Source organism: Rubrobacter sp. M3-4 (assembly GCF_059772285.1).
This window is the reverse complement of record NZ_JCBAJP010000007.1, coordinates 118,963-135,585: the sequence shown is the minus strand read 5'-3', so window position 1 is coordinate 135,585 and position 16,623 is coordinate 118,963. Positions and strand designations below refer to the sequence as shown.

14 protein-coding genes and 5 tRNA genes are annotated in these 16,623 nt (G+C 65.3%); all 19 read left to right on the top strand.

What is annotated here, in order from left to right; translation table 11 throughout:
- The first annotated feature begins 21 nt into the window (after positions 1-21).
- Positions 22-1,317: a glutamate--tRNA ligase gene (locus tag AC6EKW_RS09990; RefSeq protein WP_498514296.1), complete on the top strand. Its 1,296-nt coding sequence runs from the start codon at positions 22-24 to the stop codon at positions 1,315-1,317.
- Positions 1,314-2,732, top strand: a complete 1,419-nt coding sequence (gene cysS / locus AC6EKW_RS09985; protein WP_273887753.1) for a cysteine--tRNA ligase — start codon at positions 1,314-1,316, stop codon at positions 2,730-2,732. Before AC6EKW_RS09990 ends, cysS begins: the two co-directional genes overlap by 4 nt.
- Positions 2,732-3,451, top strand: a complete 720-nt coding sequence (gene rlmB, locus AC6EKW_RS09980; protein ID WP_273887752.1) for a 23S rRNA (guanosine(2251)-2'-O)-methyltransferase RlmB — start codon at positions 2,732-2,734, stop codon at positions 3,449-3,451. The genes cysS and rlmB overlap by 1 nt, the downstream gene beginning before the upstream one ends.
- Positions 3,436-3,948 carry an NYN domain-containing protein gene (locus AC6EKW_RS09975; protein ID WP_273887750.1) on the top strand — a complete coding sequence of 171 codons (513 nt, stop codon included), beginning with the start codon at positions 3,436-3,438 and terminating at the stop codon, positions 3,946-3,948. The genes rlmB and AC6EKW_RS09975 overlap by 16 nt, the downstream gene beginning before the upstream one ends.
- Positions 3,949-3,967: 19 nt before the next feature.
- Positions 3,968-4,039 (top strand) — tRNA-Thr (locus AC6EKW_RS09970).
- 86 nt (positions 4,040-4,125) lie between these two features.
- Positions 4,126-4,207: transfer RNA gene (locus AC6EKW_RS09965), tRNA-Tyr, on the top strand.
- A gap of 9 nt (positions 4,208-4,216) precedes the next feature.
- Positions 4,217-4,289: transfer RNA gene (locus tag AC6EKW_RS09960), tRNA-Thr, on the top strand.
- Between the two features lie 44 nt (positions 4,290-4,333).
- Positions 4,334-4,407, top strand: a tRNA-Met gene (locus AC6EKW_RS09955).
- Between the two features lie 40 nt (positions 4,408-4,447).
- Positions 4,448-5,650 (top strand): elongation factor Tu, encoded by a 1,203-nt coding sequence (gene tuf / locus AC6EKW_RS09950; RefSeq protein ID WP_273887742.1) that lies wholly within the window; start codon positions 4,448-4,450, stop codon positions 5,648-5,650.
- A 69-nt stretch (positions 5,651-5,719) separates the two neighbouring features.
- Positions 5,720-5,869 carry a 50S ribosomal protein L33 gene (gene rpmG, locus AC6EKW_RS09945; protein WP_273842295.1) on the top strand — a complete coding sequence of 50 codons (150 nt, stop codon included), beginning with the start codon at positions 5,720-5,722 and terminating at the stop codon, positions 5,867-5,869.
- A gap of 23 nt (positions 5,870-5,892) precedes the next feature.
- Positions 5,893-5,965: transfer RNA gene (locus tag AC6EKW_RS09940), tRNA-Trp, on the top strand.
- A gap of 30 nt (positions 5,966-5,995) precedes the next feature.
- Positions 5,996-6,262 (top strand): preprotein translocase subunit SecE, encoded by a 267-nt coding sequence (secE, locus tag AC6EKW_RS09935; protein ID WP_273887749.1) that lies wholly within the window; start codon positions 5,996-5,998, stop codon positions 6,260-6,262.
- A gap of 28 nt (positions 6,263-6,290) precedes the next feature.
- The gene (nusG, locus tag AC6EKW_RS09930) at positions 6,291-6,821 is read left to right on the top strand and encodes a transcription termination/antitermination protein NusG (protein ID WP_498514295.1); all 531 of its coding nucleotides are present in this window, start codon (positions 6,291-6,293) and stop codon (positions 6,819-6,821) included.
- A 49-nt stretch (positions 6,822-6,870) separates the two neighbouring features.
- Entirely contained in the window at positions 6,871-7,308 is a 438-nt protein-coding gene (gene rplK / locus AC6EKW_RS09925) for a 50S ribosomal protein L11 (RefSeq protein ID WP_273887747.1), read from the top strand.
- A complete protein-coding gene (rplA, locus tag AC6EKW_RS09920; protein ID WP_273842302.1) occupies positions 7,301-7,990 on the top strand; it encodes a 50S ribosomal protein L1 in 690 nt (229 codons plus the stop codon). Before rplK ends, rplA begins: the two co-directional genes overlap by 8 nt.
- 180 nt (positions 7,991-8,170) lie before the next feature.
- Positions 8,171-8,698 (top strand): 50S ribosomal protein L10, encoded by a 528-nt coding sequence (rplJ, locus tag AC6EKW_RS09915; protein WP_498514294.1) that lies wholly within the window; start codon positions 8,171-8,173, stop codon positions 8,696-8,698.
- Positions 8,699-8,743: 45 nt separating this feature from the next.
- Positions 8,744-9,133: a 50S ribosomal protein L7/L12 gene (gene rplL / locus AC6EKW_RS09910; protein WP_273842307.1), complete on the top strand. Its 390-nt coding sequence runs from the start codon at positions 8,744-8,746 to the stop codon at positions 9,131-9,133.
- Positions 9,134-9,316: 183 nt separating this feature from the next.
- On the top strand, positions 9,317-12,688 hold the full coding sequence (gene rpoB, locus AC6EKW_RS09905; protein ID WP_273887745.1) for a DNA-directed RNA polymerase subunit beta: 3,372 nt from the start codon (positions 9,317-9,319) through the stop codon (positions 12,686-12,688).
- Positions 12,689-12,691: 3 nt separating this feature from the next.
- Positions 12,692-16,576: a DNA-directed RNA polymerase subunit beta' gene (locus AC6EKW_RS09900; protein ID WP_498514293.1), complete on the top strand. Its 3,885-nt coding sequence runs from the start codon at positions 12,692-12,694 to the stop codon at positions 16,574-16,576.
- Positions 16,577-16,623: the final 47 nt, after the last annotated feature.

Here is a 16,623-nt window from a genome sequence, read left to right as displayed (position 1 = left end):
ACGGAGACATCCGGGCGGGCCGTGAAGGTCAGGACGAGGTTCGCCCCGAGCCCCACCGGGATGCTCCATCTGGGTGGGGCCCGCACGGCGCTCTTCAATTACCTCTTCGCCCGGCACGAGGGCGGCGAGGTACTCCTGCGGATCGAAGACACCGACCGGGCCCGCAGCCGGCGCCGTTTCGAGGAGGGGCAGCTCGAGGATCTCGCCTGGCTGGGGCTCACGTTCGACGGGAGCCCGGTCCGCCAGAGCGGGCGGGGTGCGCTGTACAGGGAGGTTGCGGAGAGGCTCCTGCGTTCGGGGCTCGCCTACGAAAAGCAGGACGAGGCCGGGAGGCGGGCGCTCTACTTTCGCCCGCCCCTGCGGCGGGGAAGCTTCCGTGACGGGTTGCGGGGGAAGGTCCCTTTCTCGGGGCTCGAAGACTTCGTCATAATGAAGTCGGATGGGATGCCCGCTTACAACTTCGCCTGCGTGGTCGACGATGCCGAGATGGGTGTAACCCACGTGATCCGTGGTGAGGAGCACCTCTCCAATACGGCCCGGCAGGCGTTGCTCTACCGCTCCCTGGGTTTCGAGGAGCCGGAGTTCATCCACCTCGGGGTGGTCCTCGGACCCGACGGGAAGAAGCTCAGCAAGCGCAGCGGGGCGAGGAGCATCTCCGATTACCGGAAGGAAGGATACCTGCCCGAGGCCCTCGTAAGCTATCTGGTTCTCCTCGGGTGGTCCCATCCCGAGGGCCGGGAGGACTTCCGGAACCTCGGTGAGCTCGTGCGGGAGTTCGACCCCTCCCGGCTGCACGCGAGCCCGGCGATCTTCGACCCGAAGAGGCTCCTTGCGGTCAACGCCCGCCGCCTCCGTGCGCTTCCTGTGGAAGAGTTGGAGAGGCTGCTCGCGCCCGCGCTCGACGGGGCGGGCATCCCCCCCGGGCGCAGGTCCGCCGCCGTTGAGGCCATAAGGAGCGAGCTGCGCACCCTCTCCGAAGCTCCCGGGCTTCTGGGTGCGATCACATCTCCGGTCGACCCGGAGGGGTTCGTACGTGAGCTTCCGCGCTCGAGCGCGGAGGTCTATGGGTGGGTGGCGGCGGCGTTGAGAGAGCGGAAGATCGAGGGCGTGGAGGATGCCCGGGAGTTCGTCGGAGGCCTCCGGAGCCGGGCGAGAGAGGAAGGAATGAGCGCCCGGGAGCTGCTACACCCGCTGCGCCTCGCGCTCACCGGCCGGGAGAGAGGCCCCGAGATACCCTGTATCATCGCTGTTCTCGGGCCGGAGGAGGCGGCGAGGAGGATAGAAGCCGCGAGAGAAGCTAGACTAAGGGCATCATGAGCGTGATGGTGAGAGACACCCTGAGCGGGGAGCCGGTGGACATCTTGCGGAGGGGGCACGTCGGAATCTACGTCTGCGGTCCCACCGTATACAACGACATACACATAGGAAACGCCCGGGCGCCCCTTTTCTGGGACGTCGTCGTCAGGTATCTGCGCAGCAGGGGGTACCGCGTCACCTTCGTCCAGAACATAACGGACGTGGAGGACAAGATCATAAACCGGGCCAACGCCGAAGGGGTCTCCTGGAAGGAGATCGTACGCCGCTACACCCGCTCCTACCACGAGCGGCTCGCGGCGCTGGGGGTGGGCCTGCCGGACGTGGAGCCCAGGGCCACCGAGCACGTACCGGAGATCATCTCTCTCATAGAGGCACTCATCGGGAGGGGACACGCCTACGCCCCGGGTAACGGCGACGTCTACTACCGGGTGAGGAGCTGTCCGGGGTACGGCCGGCTCTCACATCAGCGTCCGGAGGAGATGCGCGAGACCGAAAAAGGGGCCAGAGGCTACAAGGAGAGCCCGCTCGACTTCGCGCTGTGGAAAGCCTCCAAGCCGGGAGAACCCTCCTGGGAGAGCCCGTGGGGGCCGGGGAGGCCGGGCTGGCACATCGAGTGCTCTGCAATGGTCCTGAAGCACCTGCCGGATGGTGCGGACGTCCATGGTGGCGGCACCGATCTGCGCTTCCCGCACCACGAGAACGAGCTCGCCCAGAGTAAGGGCGCTTACCCCGAGCGCACCTTCGTGCGGGCGTGGGCGCACCACGGGATGGTCAACTTCGCCGAGGACAAGATGGCCAAGAGCGTGGGCAACGTCGTGGACGTCATGGAGGCCGTCGGTCGCCACGGCAGGAACGCCATCAGGATGTGGCTTTTGCAGAGCCACTACTCGCAGCCGGTGGAATACGCGGAGGAGATCCTCTTGGAGAAGGGGCGTTCCTTCGAGCGGCTGTCCCGCTTCTACCGGGAGATCGCCGACTCGCGCGATTCCTCTCCTCTCTCCGAGAGCCTCGCTGCGGAGCTGCGCGAGCGATACCACGCGGCGATGGCCGACGACCTCAACACGCCGGAGGTTCTCGCGGCCCTCTTCGACGCTGCCCGAGCCGCGGGCCGTGAGGTGGCCGAACGCAGGGAGTCTGCAACCCGGTTCGCCGCACTCGCGGAGGCGATGCGCGAGATATTCGACGTCTTCGGCTTCGACCTCTCGGAGGAACGGACGGCGGAGGTGGACGGCATCACCATCCGCTATGCCGGAGGGGAGCCTGGTGAGGAGCTTCTGCGGATGGTTGCCGAGCGGGAGGCAGCGCGTCGCGAGAGGAACTGGCCCGTCGCGGACGGGCTGCGCGAGGAGATAAGGGGACGCGGCTGGGCACTCGAGGACACCCCGGCCGGACCCGTCCTGAACCCGTTGAAGTAGTGGGCTCCGAGCTGATCTACGGCGTGCGCCCGGTGCTCGAGGCGTTGCGGAGTGGCCGTCGGGAGGTCCTGGAGGTCCTGATGGCGGTCCGCAACCCGGAGATCTCTTCTCTCGCGGCTTCGCGCAAGGTGCCGGTGAGCGAGGCGCCGCGTCGAGAGATAGATCGCCTCGCCTCCGGGGTGGTGCATCAGGGAGTCATCGCCCGCACGGGTGAATATCCCTACTCGGACCTTGACGAGATCCTCGACACCCCGAGCCCCCTCGTCGTCGTTCTCGACGGGGTGACGGACCCCCGCAACCTCGGGGCCGTGCTGCGCGCCGCCGACGGTACCGGATCGAGCGGCGTCGTCATACCGAAGGACCGCGCCGCCCCGGTCACCCCGGCCGCCGTCAAGGCGAGCGCCGGGGCGAGCGAGCACGTACGGGTGGCAAGGGAGACGAACCTGCGCCGGGCCATCGAGAGGATGAAACGGGCCGGCATCTGGGTCTATGCGGCCGAGAGCGGAGAGCAGACCCTCTACACCGATCTCGACTTCGACGATCCGGTGGCGATCGTACTCGGGGGCGAGGAGTCCGGGATCAGACGCCTGGTTCGGGAGGGTTGCGATGGGATCTTCTCCATCCCCATGCTCGGCGCCGTGGATTCCCTCAACGTCTCGGCCGCCGCGGCGGTCGTGCTCTACGAGGCCATCAGGCAGCGCGGATGGCGCGGTACCTGATCCTCGACGGTTACAACCTTATCGCCGCGCTGGATCGCTACCGGCGAGGGAGGGAGGAGGCCGGGCTCGAGGAGCGCCGCGATCTGTTGGTGAACGACGCCCTCAAGGCCGCCGGGTGGACCGACCGCGTCGTCATCGTCGTCTTCGATGCCCACGGGACCCCGGAGCCCCGCAGGGAAGAAACGCTCGCCGGTGGCGCGGTGCGCGTGATCTACAGCTCCGCCGGCGAGACCGCCGACGACGTCATCGAACGGCTCATAGAGACCCTCGATGGGCCCGCGACGGTCTTCACGGCTGACTTCGCCCTGCAGCGTACGGCCCTCATCCGCGGTGCCACCCGCGCCACGCCTCGTGAGTTTCAGGCCCTGCTCGACGAGCTACCGGCGCTGGCGCGCAGCCCTCGCAGGGGGAGGAGGATGCGCCTCTCCGACCGGCTCTCCGCCGAGACGTTGCGCTCCCTGGAAGAGGTCCGGCGGCGTGAGTTGAGGGAGGGGTGAGCTATAATCCCCGGGAGAGGCCCGGGTAGCTCAGCGGTAGAGCAGCCGCCTTGTAAGCGGCAGGTCGGGGGTTCGAATCCCTTTCCGGGCTCAGCGGAAGGACCGAAGACGCGTTGAAAACTCGTTATGGTTTGCTACCATAGCGAGGTGCTCGAGAGAGCACCGAAAAAGCGTGTCGGGGGTGTGCCCGAGCGGCCAAAGGGAGCAGACTGTAAATCTGCCGGCATTGCCTACGGAGGTTCGAATCCTCCCGCCCCCATGACGACGTGCCCCTGTAGCTCAGTCGGTAGAGCACTTCCATGGTAAGGAAGGGGTCACCGGTTCAAGTCCGGTCGGGGGCTCTCGGCGTCCGGGCCTCTGCCCGGGTGTCGGGTGAAGTTGATGTGGCGGTGTAGCTCAGTTGGTCAGAGCAGCGGAATCATAATCCGCGTGTCGCAGGTTCGAGTCCTGCCACCGCTACCTCGGGTTTTGAGGTTTCAGAGAGAAAGGAACGGCCGAGATGTCCAAGGGCAGGTTTGAGAGGACCAAGCCGCACGTAAACGTGGGGACCATAGGGCACATAGACCACGGCAAGACGACGCTTACGGCGGCGATAACGAAGGTATTGGCCAAGCACTACCCGGATGATCCGGCCAACCACGAGGTGGCCTTTGAGCAGATAGACAACGCCCCTGAGGAGCGTCAGCGGGGGATAACGATAGCGACCTCCCACCAGGAGTACGCCACGCCCAAGCGGCACTACGCGCACGTGGACTGTCCTGGGCACGCGGACTACGTGAAGAACATGATCACGGGTGCGGCCCAGATGGATGGGGCGATACTGGTGGTTTCTGCGGCGGATGGGCCGATGCCGCAGACGCGGGAGCACATTCTTCTTGCGCGTCAGGTAGGGGTACCGTCGATCGTTGTGTTTTTGAACAAGGCGGACATGGTGGACGACCCGGAGCTGTTGGAGCTGGTAGAGATGGAGGTAAGGGAGCTCCTCAGCGAGTATGACTTTCCTGGGGATGAGATACCGGTAGTGGTAGGCAGTGCCCTGAGGGCTCTTGAGGGGGATGAAGGGGAGCTTGGGGAGCAGTCGATTCTCAAGTTGATGGAGGCGGTAGACGAGTACATCCCTGAGCCCAAGCGGGATGTGGACAAGCCGTTTTTGCTTGCGATAGAGGATGTGTTCACGATTCAGGGACGCGGGACGGTAGCGACCGGGCGAGTGGAGCGCGGGCGGCTGCGGCTCAACGAGGAAGTAGAGATAGTAGGGATAAGGCCGACGCGCAAGACGGTGGTTACGGGCATAGAGATGTTCAACAAGAGCATGGACGAGGCGCAGGCGGGGGACAACATAGGGGCGCTTCTCAGGGGCGTGAGGCGCAACGAGGTAGAGCGAGGGCAGGTACTGGCGCATCCTGGGACGATAACGCCGCACACGAAGTTCAAGGCTGAGGTGTATGTACTCAGCAAGGAGGAGGGAGGCAGGCACACGCCGTTTTTCTCTCACTACAGGCCGCAGTTCTACTTCCGGACGACGGACGTGACTGGGGAGATCACGCTGGAGGAGGGAGTAGAGATGGTGATGCCTGGGGACAACACGGTGATGACGGTAGAGTTGATCTCACCGATAGCGATGGATGAGGGGCTCAACTTTGCGATAAGGGAGGGTGGCCGGACGGTTGGAGCCGGTGTGGTCACCCAGATAATAGAGTAGGAGCCGATACTTGGCGTGTGGAGAGGCGGGTGGATCCCGCCTCTCCCCGGGTAGTTTCAGAGGAGAAGGATGAGACAGCTGGTAACACTGGCGTGTGAGGACTGCAGGAGGCGCAACTACCACACCCGCAAGAACAGGCGCAACACGCCCGATCGTCTTCAGCTCAGAAAATACTGTCCGTGGTGCCGCCGTCATACCACGCACAGGGAGACCAGGTAGTAAGATAAATGGCGGCGAAGCAGAGGGCAGTAGCTCAGTTGGTAGAGCAGCGGTCTCCAAAACCGCAGGTCGGGGGTTCGAGTCCCTCCTGCCCTGCTTTCATCTGCGAGGCGAGGCGAGGAAACGATGTCTAAGAGACGGGGCTCTACGGCTCAGCAGCGCCGGGCCGGTGGCAAGAAGGCCCAGCAGAGCGGCAAGCGGCGCAGGGCCGGGTCGGGGGTAGTCGATTCCCTCAAGGAGGCCCGGGCCGAGATACGGCGGGTGAGCTGGCCCGACCGCGAGCAGCTCAAGCAGAGTACGGCGGTCGTGATCATCGTGGTCGTCGTGCTCGGCATCTACGTCACGTTCTGGGATTACATCTTCCAGAACCTGACGCGGCTGGTCTTCTTCTAGTGCTGTAGCGGCTGGGGAGTTGGTTGCTTTGAAGAAGTGGTATGTCGTCAACACGTACTCCGGGCACGAGAACAAGGTCAAGACGACGCTCGAGCGCAGGATAGAGTCCCTGGGGCTCAGACGGTACTTCGGGGAGATCAGGATCCCCACCGAGAACGTCGTCGAGATCAAGAACGGCAAAAAGGTGCCTACGGTCCAGCGGCAGTTCCCGGGCTACATACTGGTGAACATGGAGATGAACGACGACACCTGGCAGGTGGTGAGGCAGACGCCTGGGGTCACGCAGATCGTCGGGGCGGGGGACAAGCCGGTCCCTCTCAGCCGGGCCGAGGTCGAGCGGCTTTTGCATCCGGGCGAGGTGGAGACCCGGGAGAAGGTCAAGACGACGGTGGACTACGAGATCGGGGAGACCGTACGCGTGGTGAGCGGTCCGCTCTCCGACTTCACCGGCCAGATCTCCGACATAAACGTCGACCAGTCGCGGTTGAAGGTGATGGTCTCGATCTTCGGGCGGGAGACACCGGTCGAGCTCTCCTTCAACCAGGTCGCCAAGCTCTAGCCGTTGTTCGTTTCGGGCACAGTCAGAAGAAGAGGGAGTTCGTAGCATCATGGGCAGAGGACGTGGAAGAAGGGTCGTAAGGAAGCTGAAGCTCCAGATACCGGGTGGGCAGGCGAACCCGGCTCCCCCCGTTGGGCCGGCGCTCGGGCAGGCCCAGGTCAACATCGGGGAGTTCGTGCGGCAGTTCAACGACGCCACCCGGGACCAGATGGGCCAGATCATCCCGGTCGAGATAACGGTGTACGAGGATCGTTCGTTCTCTTTCGTCACCAAGACGCCGCCGGCGGCGTTTCTTTTGCGGCAGGCCGCCGGGGTCGAGAAGGGGAGCGGCGAGCCCAACCGGGACAAGGTCGGGTCGGTTAGCCGGCAGCAGATAGAGGAGATAGCGAAGACGAAGCTGCCGGACCTGAACGCCGCAGACCTGGAGGGTGCGGTGAAGATAATAGAGGGTACGGCGAGGAGCATGGGGATCACGGTAAATGGGTAAGAGGCTGCTCGAGCAGAAGAACAGGATAGACCGGGAGAGGCTCTACTCGCCCAGGGAGGCGATAGAGCTGTTGAAGGGGCTCGACGGAGCGAACTTCGACGAGAGCGTCGAGGTGCACATAAACCTCAACGTCGACCCTCGCCGGGCGGATCAGATGGTGCGCGGGACGCTGATGCTGCCCAACGGCACGGGCAAGACGCAGCGGGTCGCGGTCTTCGCCGAGGGTGAGGCGGCCCGGGAGGCCGAGGAGGCCGGGGCGGACATAGTCGGGTCCGAAGATCTGGTCGCGCGCATCCGCGACGAGGGCTTCCTCGACTTCGACGTCGCGGTGGCGACCCCGGACCAGATGCGCATCGTCGGACGGCTGGGGCAGATACTCGGTCCCCGCGGGCTCATGCCGAACCCGAAGAGCGGCACCGTAACGCAGGACGTCGGAAAGACCGTGCGCGAGATAAAGCAGGGCAAGATCGAGTACCGGGTGGACCGCTACGGGATAATCCACAGCATCATCGGCAAGAAGTCCTTCGACACCGACTCTCTGCTCGAGAACTACTACGCGCTGCGCGACGAGCTGCAGAGGGTGCGCCCCTCGGCGGTCAAGGGACGCTACTTCAAGTCGGTGGCGATAACCAGCACGATGGGGCCCTCGGTGAAGGTTGACCCCGCCGCGACGAGCGATTAGTATCTTTCGCGGACCCAAGAACGACAAAAGAGAGAGGCCAGAGACAGCCGGGGCTCCGGCAAGGAGCTCAAACCCAGCGGGTGACCCGGCCGAGGCCGCGCAGAGAGAAGATTTCGGGATAGAGAGTCCCGGGTGCCTCTACGCGGCCCCGGGGCTCTCTTTTCAGGAGAGGAGTCGGAGGTGAGACGCGAGGAGAAAGCGAAGGTAGTAGAAGAGCTGGCCGAGAAGCTGAGGAGCGGCTCGGCGCTCGTGGTGGATTACCAGGGCATGAACGTGGCCCAGAGCACCGAGTTGCGTCGCCGCAGCCGGGAGCTCGGGGTGGAGTTCGTGGTGGCGAAGAACACCCTGGCGCGCAGGGCCGCGGACGCAGCCGGCATAGACGGTGAGTTTTCCGGGTTTTTCACGGGCCCGACGGCGATAGCCTTCTCGCAGGATCCGGTCGCCGGGGCAAAGCTTCTGGCGGAGTTCGCCGACCAGATAGAGACCTTCACGCTGAAAGGGGGGAGGCTCGACGACGGGCAGGTCCTCGACGCGGAGCAGGTCGTCGCGCTCTCGAAGCTGCCCGGCCGCGAGCAGCTCATCGCCCAGGTCGTCGGCGGGCTCGCCGCCCCGATCTCCGCTCTGGTGAACGTGCTCAACAACACGGTGCAGGGGCTCGTGATCGCGCTGAACCAGATCGCCGAGCAGAAGCGCGCGCAGGAGTCGTAGCAGGTACACGACGCAAAAGAAAAGAAGAACTGGAGGTTTTGGTTCATGGCCGTAAGCAAAGAGGAACTGATAGAGACGATCGAGAACATGAGCGTGCTCGAGCTCTCCGAGCTCGTCAAGGCGCTCGAGGAGCGCTTCGGGGTCTCCGCCACCGCCGTGGCCGCCGCCCCCGCCGCCGGGGCCGCCGCGGGTGACGGTGGGGCCGCCGCGGCCGAGGAGGAGAAGACCGAGTTCGACGTCATCCTGCAGGCGGCCGGGGACAAGAGGCTGCAGGTCATCAAGGAGATAAGGGCCGCGACCGGGCTCGGGCTCAAGGAGGCCAAGGCGCTGGTGGACGAGGCGCCCAAGCCGGTCAAGGAGGGCATCTCCAAGGAGGACGCCGAGGCTCTGAAGGCCAAGCTAGAGGAGGCCGGAGCCACCGTCGAGCTCAAGTAGCCTCTGTGGCGCGCAGCCCCAGGGTGTGCTAAACTTCCGGGCGTTGGACACAAAACCAACGCCCATACTTGTTGTTCGGGATATTCTGCCCCGGATCTCCTTGACTTATACGGGGAAGCGGGGTAGGATATCCGTTCGCGTGCTTAGCCGTTCTTCAACGATTCAGCGTGGAGGAGAGCCGATTTGGTAACCCCTATTGTGCGCCGCAAGCGGCGTCCCTTCTCGCGGACGCAGACTCTGGACTTTCAGATGCCGGGGCTGGTGGACATCCAGCTCGGCTCGTTCAGGAGGTTCCTGGATGAGGGGATAAGGCAGGTCTTCGAGGAGATCTCTCCGATAGAAGACTACACCGGGTCTTATGCCGTGGAGTTTGGGGATTTCTACTTCGAGGAGCCGCAGGTCTCCATAGAGGAGTGTGTCTCGAAGGACAAGACTTATGCGGCCCCGCTGTTCGTGAAGGTCCGCTTCATCATAAAGGAGACCGGTGAGATCCGGGAGCAGGACGTGTTCATGGGCGACTTCCCGCTCATGACTGACTGGGGGACCTTCATAATAAACGGGACCGAGCGGGTGGTCGTCACCCAGCTCGTGCGCTCTCCGGGCGCGTACATCATGGAGCCCAAGGACCCGAGCAAGCAGGTTCTCACGGCGAGCCTGATGCCGGGTCGTGGGTCCTGGCTCGAGTTCGAGGTGGAGTCCAAGGGGTACGTTTCGGTCAGGATAGACCGCAAGAGGAAGCTGCCGGTTACGGTGCTCCTGAAAGCTCTCGGGTTCGGCGGGCCCGAGGAGATAATGGGGCGCTTCGGTGACTCCTGGCTGGTGCGCAACACGCTGGAGCGAGACGACACCACTTCGCGGGAAGAGGCGCTGCTGGAGGTCTTCCGGCGACAGCGGCCCGGCGAGCCGGTCAACCTGGAGAACGCGCGCAACCTGGTGGAGGGGCTCTTCTTCGATCCCAAGCGCTACGACCTGACCGAGGTCGGGCGTTACAAGGTCAACAAGAAGCTCAAGCTCGACGTGCCGCTCGAGGTACGCACGCTCACCAACGAGGACATAGAGGCGCTTCTCGGGCGGTTGATCGAGATCGCGGAGGGCTTCGCCGAGGACGAGGAGTTCGGCAGGATCAACTACGAGCGCTACCGGCACCTGCTCGACGAGTACGAGCACCTCGGGAACCGGCGTCTCAGGACCGTCGGCGAGCTGGTGCAGGAGGCGTTCCGGATCGGGATGTACCGGATGGAGCGCGTGGTGCGCGAGCGGATGACCACGCAGGACGAGGAGAGCATAACGCCCCAGAGCGTGGTCAACACCAAGCCTGTGGCGAGCGCGATCAAGGAGTTCTTCGGCTCCAGCCAGCTCTCGCAGTTCATGGACCAGACGAACACCCTGGCCGGCCTCTCGCACAGGCGGCGTCTCAACGCGATGGGTGCGGGCGGGCTCTCCAGGGAGCGCGCGCCGATCGAGGTGCGCGACGTCCATCCGACCCACTACGGTCGGATGTGCCCGATAGAGACGCCGGAGGGGCCGAACATCGGGCTCATCGGACAGCTGGCCACCTACGCCAAGGTCAACGAGTACGGGTTCATCCAGACGCCGTACAGGAAGGTCGTCGACGGGGTCGCCACGGACGAGATCGAGTACCTCTCCGCGGACGAGGAGGAAGGGTTCATCATCGCGCAGGCGAACACCCCGGTCGACCCGGAGAGCGGCAGGATCACCGCCGAGCACGTCCTGGCGCGGGCCCGGGGCGGGGAGGTCACGACCGTCTCCCCGCAGGAGGTCGACTACATGGACGTGGCCCCGCTGCAGACGGTCTCGGTCGGGACCGGGCTCATCCCGTTCCTCGAGCACGACGACGCCAACCGGGCTCTGATGGGCGCGAACATGCAGCGGCAGGCGGTGCCGCTCCTGAGGAGCGAGGCGCCCTACGTCGGGACCGGGATGGAGTTCCGGGCCGCGACGGATACCGGGGACGTGGTGCTCGCGCGGGAGGCCGGAAGGGTCGAGCGGGTGTCGGCGGACGTGATCACGGTGCGCCGGGAGAGCGGGGAGCTCGACGAGTACCGGCTCAAGAAGTTCGCCCGCTCAAACCAGGGCACGTGCGTCAACCAGCGGCCGCTGGTGAAGGAAGGTGAGGAGGTCCAGGCGGGGACGGTGCTCGCCGACGGCTCCTCCACCGATCAGGGCGAGCTGGCCCTGGGCAAGAATTTGCTCGTCGCGTTCATGCCGTGGGAGGGGTACAACTTCGAGGACGCGATCATCATCTCCGAGCGGCTCGTCAAGGAGGACGTGCTCACCTCCATCCACATCGAGGAGTACGAGGTACAGGCGCGGGACACCAAGCTCGGGCCCGAGGAGATCACCCGCGACATCCCCAACGCCTCCGACGACGTGTTGATGAACCTCGATGCCGACGGGATCATCCGCATCGGCGCCGAGGTCGGGAGCGGGGACGTGCTGGTCGGGAAGGTCACTCCGAAGGGCGAGAGCGAGCCCACCCCGGAGGAGAAGCTCCTGCGGGCGATCTTCGGGGAGAAGGCCAAGGAGGTCAAGGACTCCTCGCTCAAGGTCCCGCACGGCGAGGGCGGGGTCGTCATCGACGTCAAGCGCTTCTCGCGGGATGCCGGGGACGAGCTCCCGCCCGGGGTCAACGAGATGGTACGAGTCTTCGTCGCCTCCAAGCGCAAGATCGCCGAGGGCGACAAGCTCGCCGGGCGGCATGGGAACAAGGGTGTGATCTCCAAGATCGTGCCCGAGGAGGACATGCCGTACATGGAGGACGGCACGCCGGTCGACGTCATCCTCTCGCCGCTCGGGGTGCCGAGCCGGATGAACATCGGTCAGATACTCGAGACGCACCTCGGGTGGGCCGCGAGCAAGGGCCTCGGGGAGAACGGGGGCGAGCCGGTCTTCGTCTCCACGCCGGTCTTCCAGGGTGCGCGGGTCGAGGACATAAACAAGGTGATAGACAAGGTCCGCCAGGACGGCGGCTCGAAGGTGAAGATGACCGGCGGGGGCAAGGTGACCCTCTACGACGGGCGCACCGGCGAGCCGTTCGACAGCAAGATCACGGTCGGCTACATGTACATCATGAAGCTGATCCACCTGGTCGACGACAAGATCCACGCCCGCTCGACCGGACCGTATTCGCTCGTGACCCAGCAGCCCCTGGGCGGCAAGGCGCAGTTCGGCGGGCAGCGCTTCGGCGAGATGGAGGTGTGGGCGCTCGAGGCCTATGGCGCGGCGCACACCCTGCAGGAGCTGCTCACGATAAAGAGCGACGACCGGATCGGGCGCGTCAAGAGCTACGAGGCGATCGTCAAGGGCGAGAACATCCCCGAGCCCGGCGTGCCGGCGAGCTTCAAGGTGCTCCTGAAGGAGATGCAGGCGCTGGGGCTCTCGGTCAAGCCGGTCTACAACGCCGAGGCCGCGGCGGAGGACTCCGATCAGCGAGACTGGGACGAGGCGGCCAGAGCGCTCGGTATAAACCTGAGCCGCGAGGAGCCGACCGGTAACCTGGACGACACCCCGGATGTTTCCAGAGGAGGGATGTAAGGGTTGCAGAGCCTAGAGCGCGACATAGACATAAACAAGCTGGAGAAGATCTCCATCGGTCTCGCCTCCGCTGAGGAGATCCGGGAGTGGTCCCGCGGCGAGGTGACCAAGCCCGAGACCATCAACTACCGGACGCTCAGGCCCGAGAAGGACGGGCTGTTCTGCGAGCGGATCTTCGGGCCCTCGAAGGACTTCGAGTGCTACTGCGGGAAGTACAAGAGGATCCGCTTCAAGGGCATCATCTGCGAGCGGTGCGGGGTCGAGGTCACCCGGGCGCGCGTCAGGCGCGACAGGATGGGCCACATAGAGCTCGCCGCCCCGGTGGCGCACGTGTGGTTCGTCAAGGGCGTGCCGAGCCGGATGGGGTACCTGCTCGACATAAGCCCCAAGGAGCTCGACCGGGTGCTCTACTTCGCCTCCTCGATCGTCACCTGGGTAGACCGCGAGGCGCGGGCGAACGACATAGACACCCTGCGTCAGCGGGTCGAGGACGAGATCCGGCAGCTCGAGGAGGAGCGCGAGGAGGAGATCACCCAGATACAGGCGCTGCGCACCAAGCGGGAGAGCGTGATCCGGGGCGAGAGCTCCCCGGACGAGCTCACCGAGGAGTACGCCGACGTTCCCGAGGAGGAGCGTGAGGCTGAGATCGAGAAGGTGCACCGGCAGGCCGAGGAGGACATCGCCGACATCCGGCGCTCGATCGACGAGCAGATAAGCCTCGTCCGGCGGGCGTGGGAGGAGTTCCAGACGCTCGAGCCGCGGCAGATCGTGGACGACGAGGAGCTCTTCCGCGAGATGAAGGACCGCTTCGGGGACGAGTACGGCTACGGCGTGTACTTCCGGGGCGGGATGGGCGCCGAGGCGATCCGCGATCTCATCCAGCAGATCGACCTCGACGAGGAGGCCCGGAACCTGCGGGAGATCATCAACACCTCCAGGGGGCAGCGGCGCCAGAAGGCGATAAAGCGCCTGAAGGTCGTCGACGCGTTCCGCACCAGCGGCAACAAGCCGGAGTGGATGATCATGGACGTGATCCCGGTCCTCCCCCCGGACCTGCGCCCGATGGTGCAGCTCGACGGCGGACGGTTCGCCACGAGCGACCTGAACGACCTCTACCGCCGGGTCATCAACCGCAACAACCGCCTGAAGAGGCTCCTGGACTTGGGGGCGCCGGACGTCATCGTCAACAACGAGAAGCGGATGCTGCAGGAGGCCGTCGACGCCCTCTTCGACAACGGGCGTCGGGGCCGGGCGGTGACCGGCGCGGGCAACCGGCCGCTGAAGTCGCTCTCGGACATGCTCAAGGGCAAGCAGGGCCGGCTGCGCGGCAACCTGCTGGGCAAGCGCGTCGACTACTCGGGACGCTCGGTGATCGTGGTCGGGCCCTCGCTCAAGATGCACCAGTGCGGTCTGCCGCGGCTGATGGCCGTCGAGCTGTTCAAGCCGTTCGTGATGAAGGTGCTGGTGGACCGGGCTCTCGCGCCGAACATCCGCAGCGCCAAGCAGATGGTCGAGCGCCTGAGGCCCGAGGTCTGGGACGTGCTCGAGGACGTGATCAAGGAGCACCCGGTCCTCCTGAACCGGGCCCCGACGCTGCACCGCCTCGGCATCCAGGCCTTCGAGCCGGTCCTGGTGGAGGGCAAGGCGATCCAGGTGCACCCGCTGGTGTGCGCGGCGTTCAACGCGGACTTCGACGGCGACCAGATGGCGGTGCACGTGCCGCTCTCGCCGGAGGCGCAGGCCGAGGCGCGCATCCTGATGCTCTCGACGCAGAGCATCCTGCAGCCCTCGAACGGGTTCCCGATCGCGGTCCCGTCGCAGGACATGGTCCTCGGGCTCTACTACATCACCTATGCCCCGGAGGGCTACGAGGAGGCGGAGCCCAAGGCCTATCTCACCTCTTACGAGGAGGCGGAGGTCGCCTACAGGAACGATGCGCTCAAGGTCCACGACAAGGTCATCTTCCGGCGCGAGGGCGAGCGGATAGAGACCACCCTCGGACGGGTCATCTTCAACGAGAGCATAGAGGAGACCTTAAGGGATTACCTCGGTGACTCCTACGATCCCTCCTCCTACGAGTTCGTCAACTACGAGCTCAGGAAGGGTGAGATCAAGAACCTCGTCGCCGAGTACGTGAGCCGCTACCCGACCGACCTGACCAGCCGGCTGCTCGACACGTTGAAGGAGGTCGGGTTCCGCACGGCGACTCGGGCCGGGATCTCCATCGGCAAGAACGACATCGTCGTGCCCCAGGAGAAGCCGGAGATCGTCGCCAAGTACGAGAGCCTCGTCGCCGAGGTCGAGGAGCAGTGGGACCAGGGCTTCATCTCCGACGACGAGCGGATGGAGCGCATCATCGAGCTGTGGACGCGGGCCCGGGACGAGGTCGAGGAGGCGATGAAGAAGAACTTCTGGAGCCTCAACCCGATGCACATCATGGCCCACTCCGGTGCCCGGGGCAACTACTCGGCGATCACGCAGCTGGCCGGGATGCGCGGTCTGATGACCAACACGAAGGGTGAGATCATCCCGGAGCCGGTCAAGAGCAACTTCATGGAGGGGCTCTCGGTCCTGGAGTACTTCACCTCGACCCACGGGGCGCGCAAGGGGCAGGCGGACACCGCTCTCAGGACCGCCGACTCTGGTTATCTGACGAGAAGGCTGGTCGACGTCTCGCAGGGGATCGTCGTGACCAGCGAGGATTGCGGCACCGACGAGTACGTCGAGATCCCGCTCTACCTCAAGAACGGCGACCCGAACGACTCGGTGGCGGCCCGTTACCTGGCGCGCGATCTGGTCAACCCAGAGACGGGCGAGGTGGTGGCCGAGGCCGGTACGGACGTCACCCCGGACATCCTGGCGCGCTGGCGTGAGGAGCTGCCCAAGGAGACGATGGTCCCGGTCCGGACGCCGACCAAGTGCGAGGACCCGAACGGCGTGTGCCGCAAGTGCTACGGCAGGGCCCTCTCCACCTACCAGCCGGTGGACATCGGGGAGGCCGTCGGGATCATCGCGGCCCAGTCGATCGGCGAGCCGGGGACGCAGCTCACCATGCGTACCTTCCACAGCGGTGGCGTCGCGGGCGAGGACATCACCGCCGGGCTGCCGAGGGTGGTCGAGCTCTTCGAGGCGCGTCACCCGAAGGCCGAGGCGATCCTCTGCGAGATCGACGGCACCGTGAGCATCGAGGACGAGGGCGAGAGGACCGTGAAGGTCGTCGTCACCTCCTCCGACGGCTCCGAGAGCCGGGAGTACCGGGTCGAGCGCCAGCTCCTCAACCCCGAGGTGATGGAGGGGGCCGAGATAAGGGCCAACACACCGCTCACCGACCCGGAGAACACGGCGCTCTACCCGCACGCGATCCTGGAGAACGACCTGCGCTACGGCCGGGGAACGACCGCCACCGAGCGCTACCTGGTCGACGAGGTGCAGAAGGTCTACCGGGCGCAGGGTGTGGACATCCACGACAAGCACATAGAGATCGTGGTGCGTCAGATGCTGCGGCGCGTGGTCGTCGACGATCCCGGCGACACCAGCTTCCTGCCCGAGCAGGTGGTGGATCGCTTCACCCTCGAGAAGGAGAACGAGCGGGTCGAGGCCGAGGGCGGCCGGCCGGCGAGCGCCCACCGGGTGCTCATGGGCATAACCAAGGCGTCGCTCGCTACCGACAGCTTCCTCTCGGCGGCCTCCTTCCAGGAGACCGCGCGCGTGCTGACCGACGCGGCCATAGAGGGCAAGGTGGACGAGCTCTCCGGGCTCAAGGAGAACGTGATCATCGGCAAGCTCATCCCGGCGGCGACGGGTCTGCCGAAGTACCGCAGGCTCACCGTGACCGTGGACGGACACAGGACCGACGATGTCGATGAGCTTGACATAGCGGCTTCTTAAGCCTAAAATAGCGCGTCGCGGTGCGGTGTGCGCTCGCTCCAGGGCGG

Excerpts from the sequence above, each read along its gene's own strand:
- rplL (WP_273842307.1), top strand. The coding sequence starts at position 8,744 with ATGGCCGTAAGCAAAGAGGAACTGATAGAGACGATCGAGAACATGAGC.
- secE (WP_273887749.1), top strand. The coding sequence starts at position 5,996 with ATGTCTAAGAGACGGGGCTCTACGGCTCAGCAGCGCCGGGCCGGTGGC.
- cysS (WP_273887753.1), top strand. The coding sequence starts at position 1,314 with ATGAGCGTGATGGTGAGAGACACCCTGAGCGGGGAGCCGGTGGACATC.
- AC6EKW_RS09975 (WP_273887750.1), top strand. The coding sequence starts at position 3,436 with ATGGCGCGGTACCTGATCCTCGACGGTTACAACCTTATCGCCGCGCTG.
- rpmG (WP_273842295.1), top strand. The coding sequence starts at position 5,720 with ATGAGACAGCTGGTAACACTGGCGTGTGAGGACTGCAGGAGGCGCAAC.
- rplA (WP_273842302.1), top strand. The coding sequence starts at position 7,301 with ATGGGTAAGAGGCTGCTCGAGCAGAAGAACAGGATAGACCGGGAGAGG.
- tuf (WP_273887742.1), top strand. The coding sequence starts at position 4,448 with ATGTCCAAGGGCAGGTTTGAGAGGACCAAGCCGCACGTAAACGTGGGG.
- rplK (WP_273887747.1), top strand. The coding sequence starts at position 6,871 with ATGGGCAGAGGACGTGGAAGAAGGGTCGTAAGGAAGCTGAAGCTCCAG.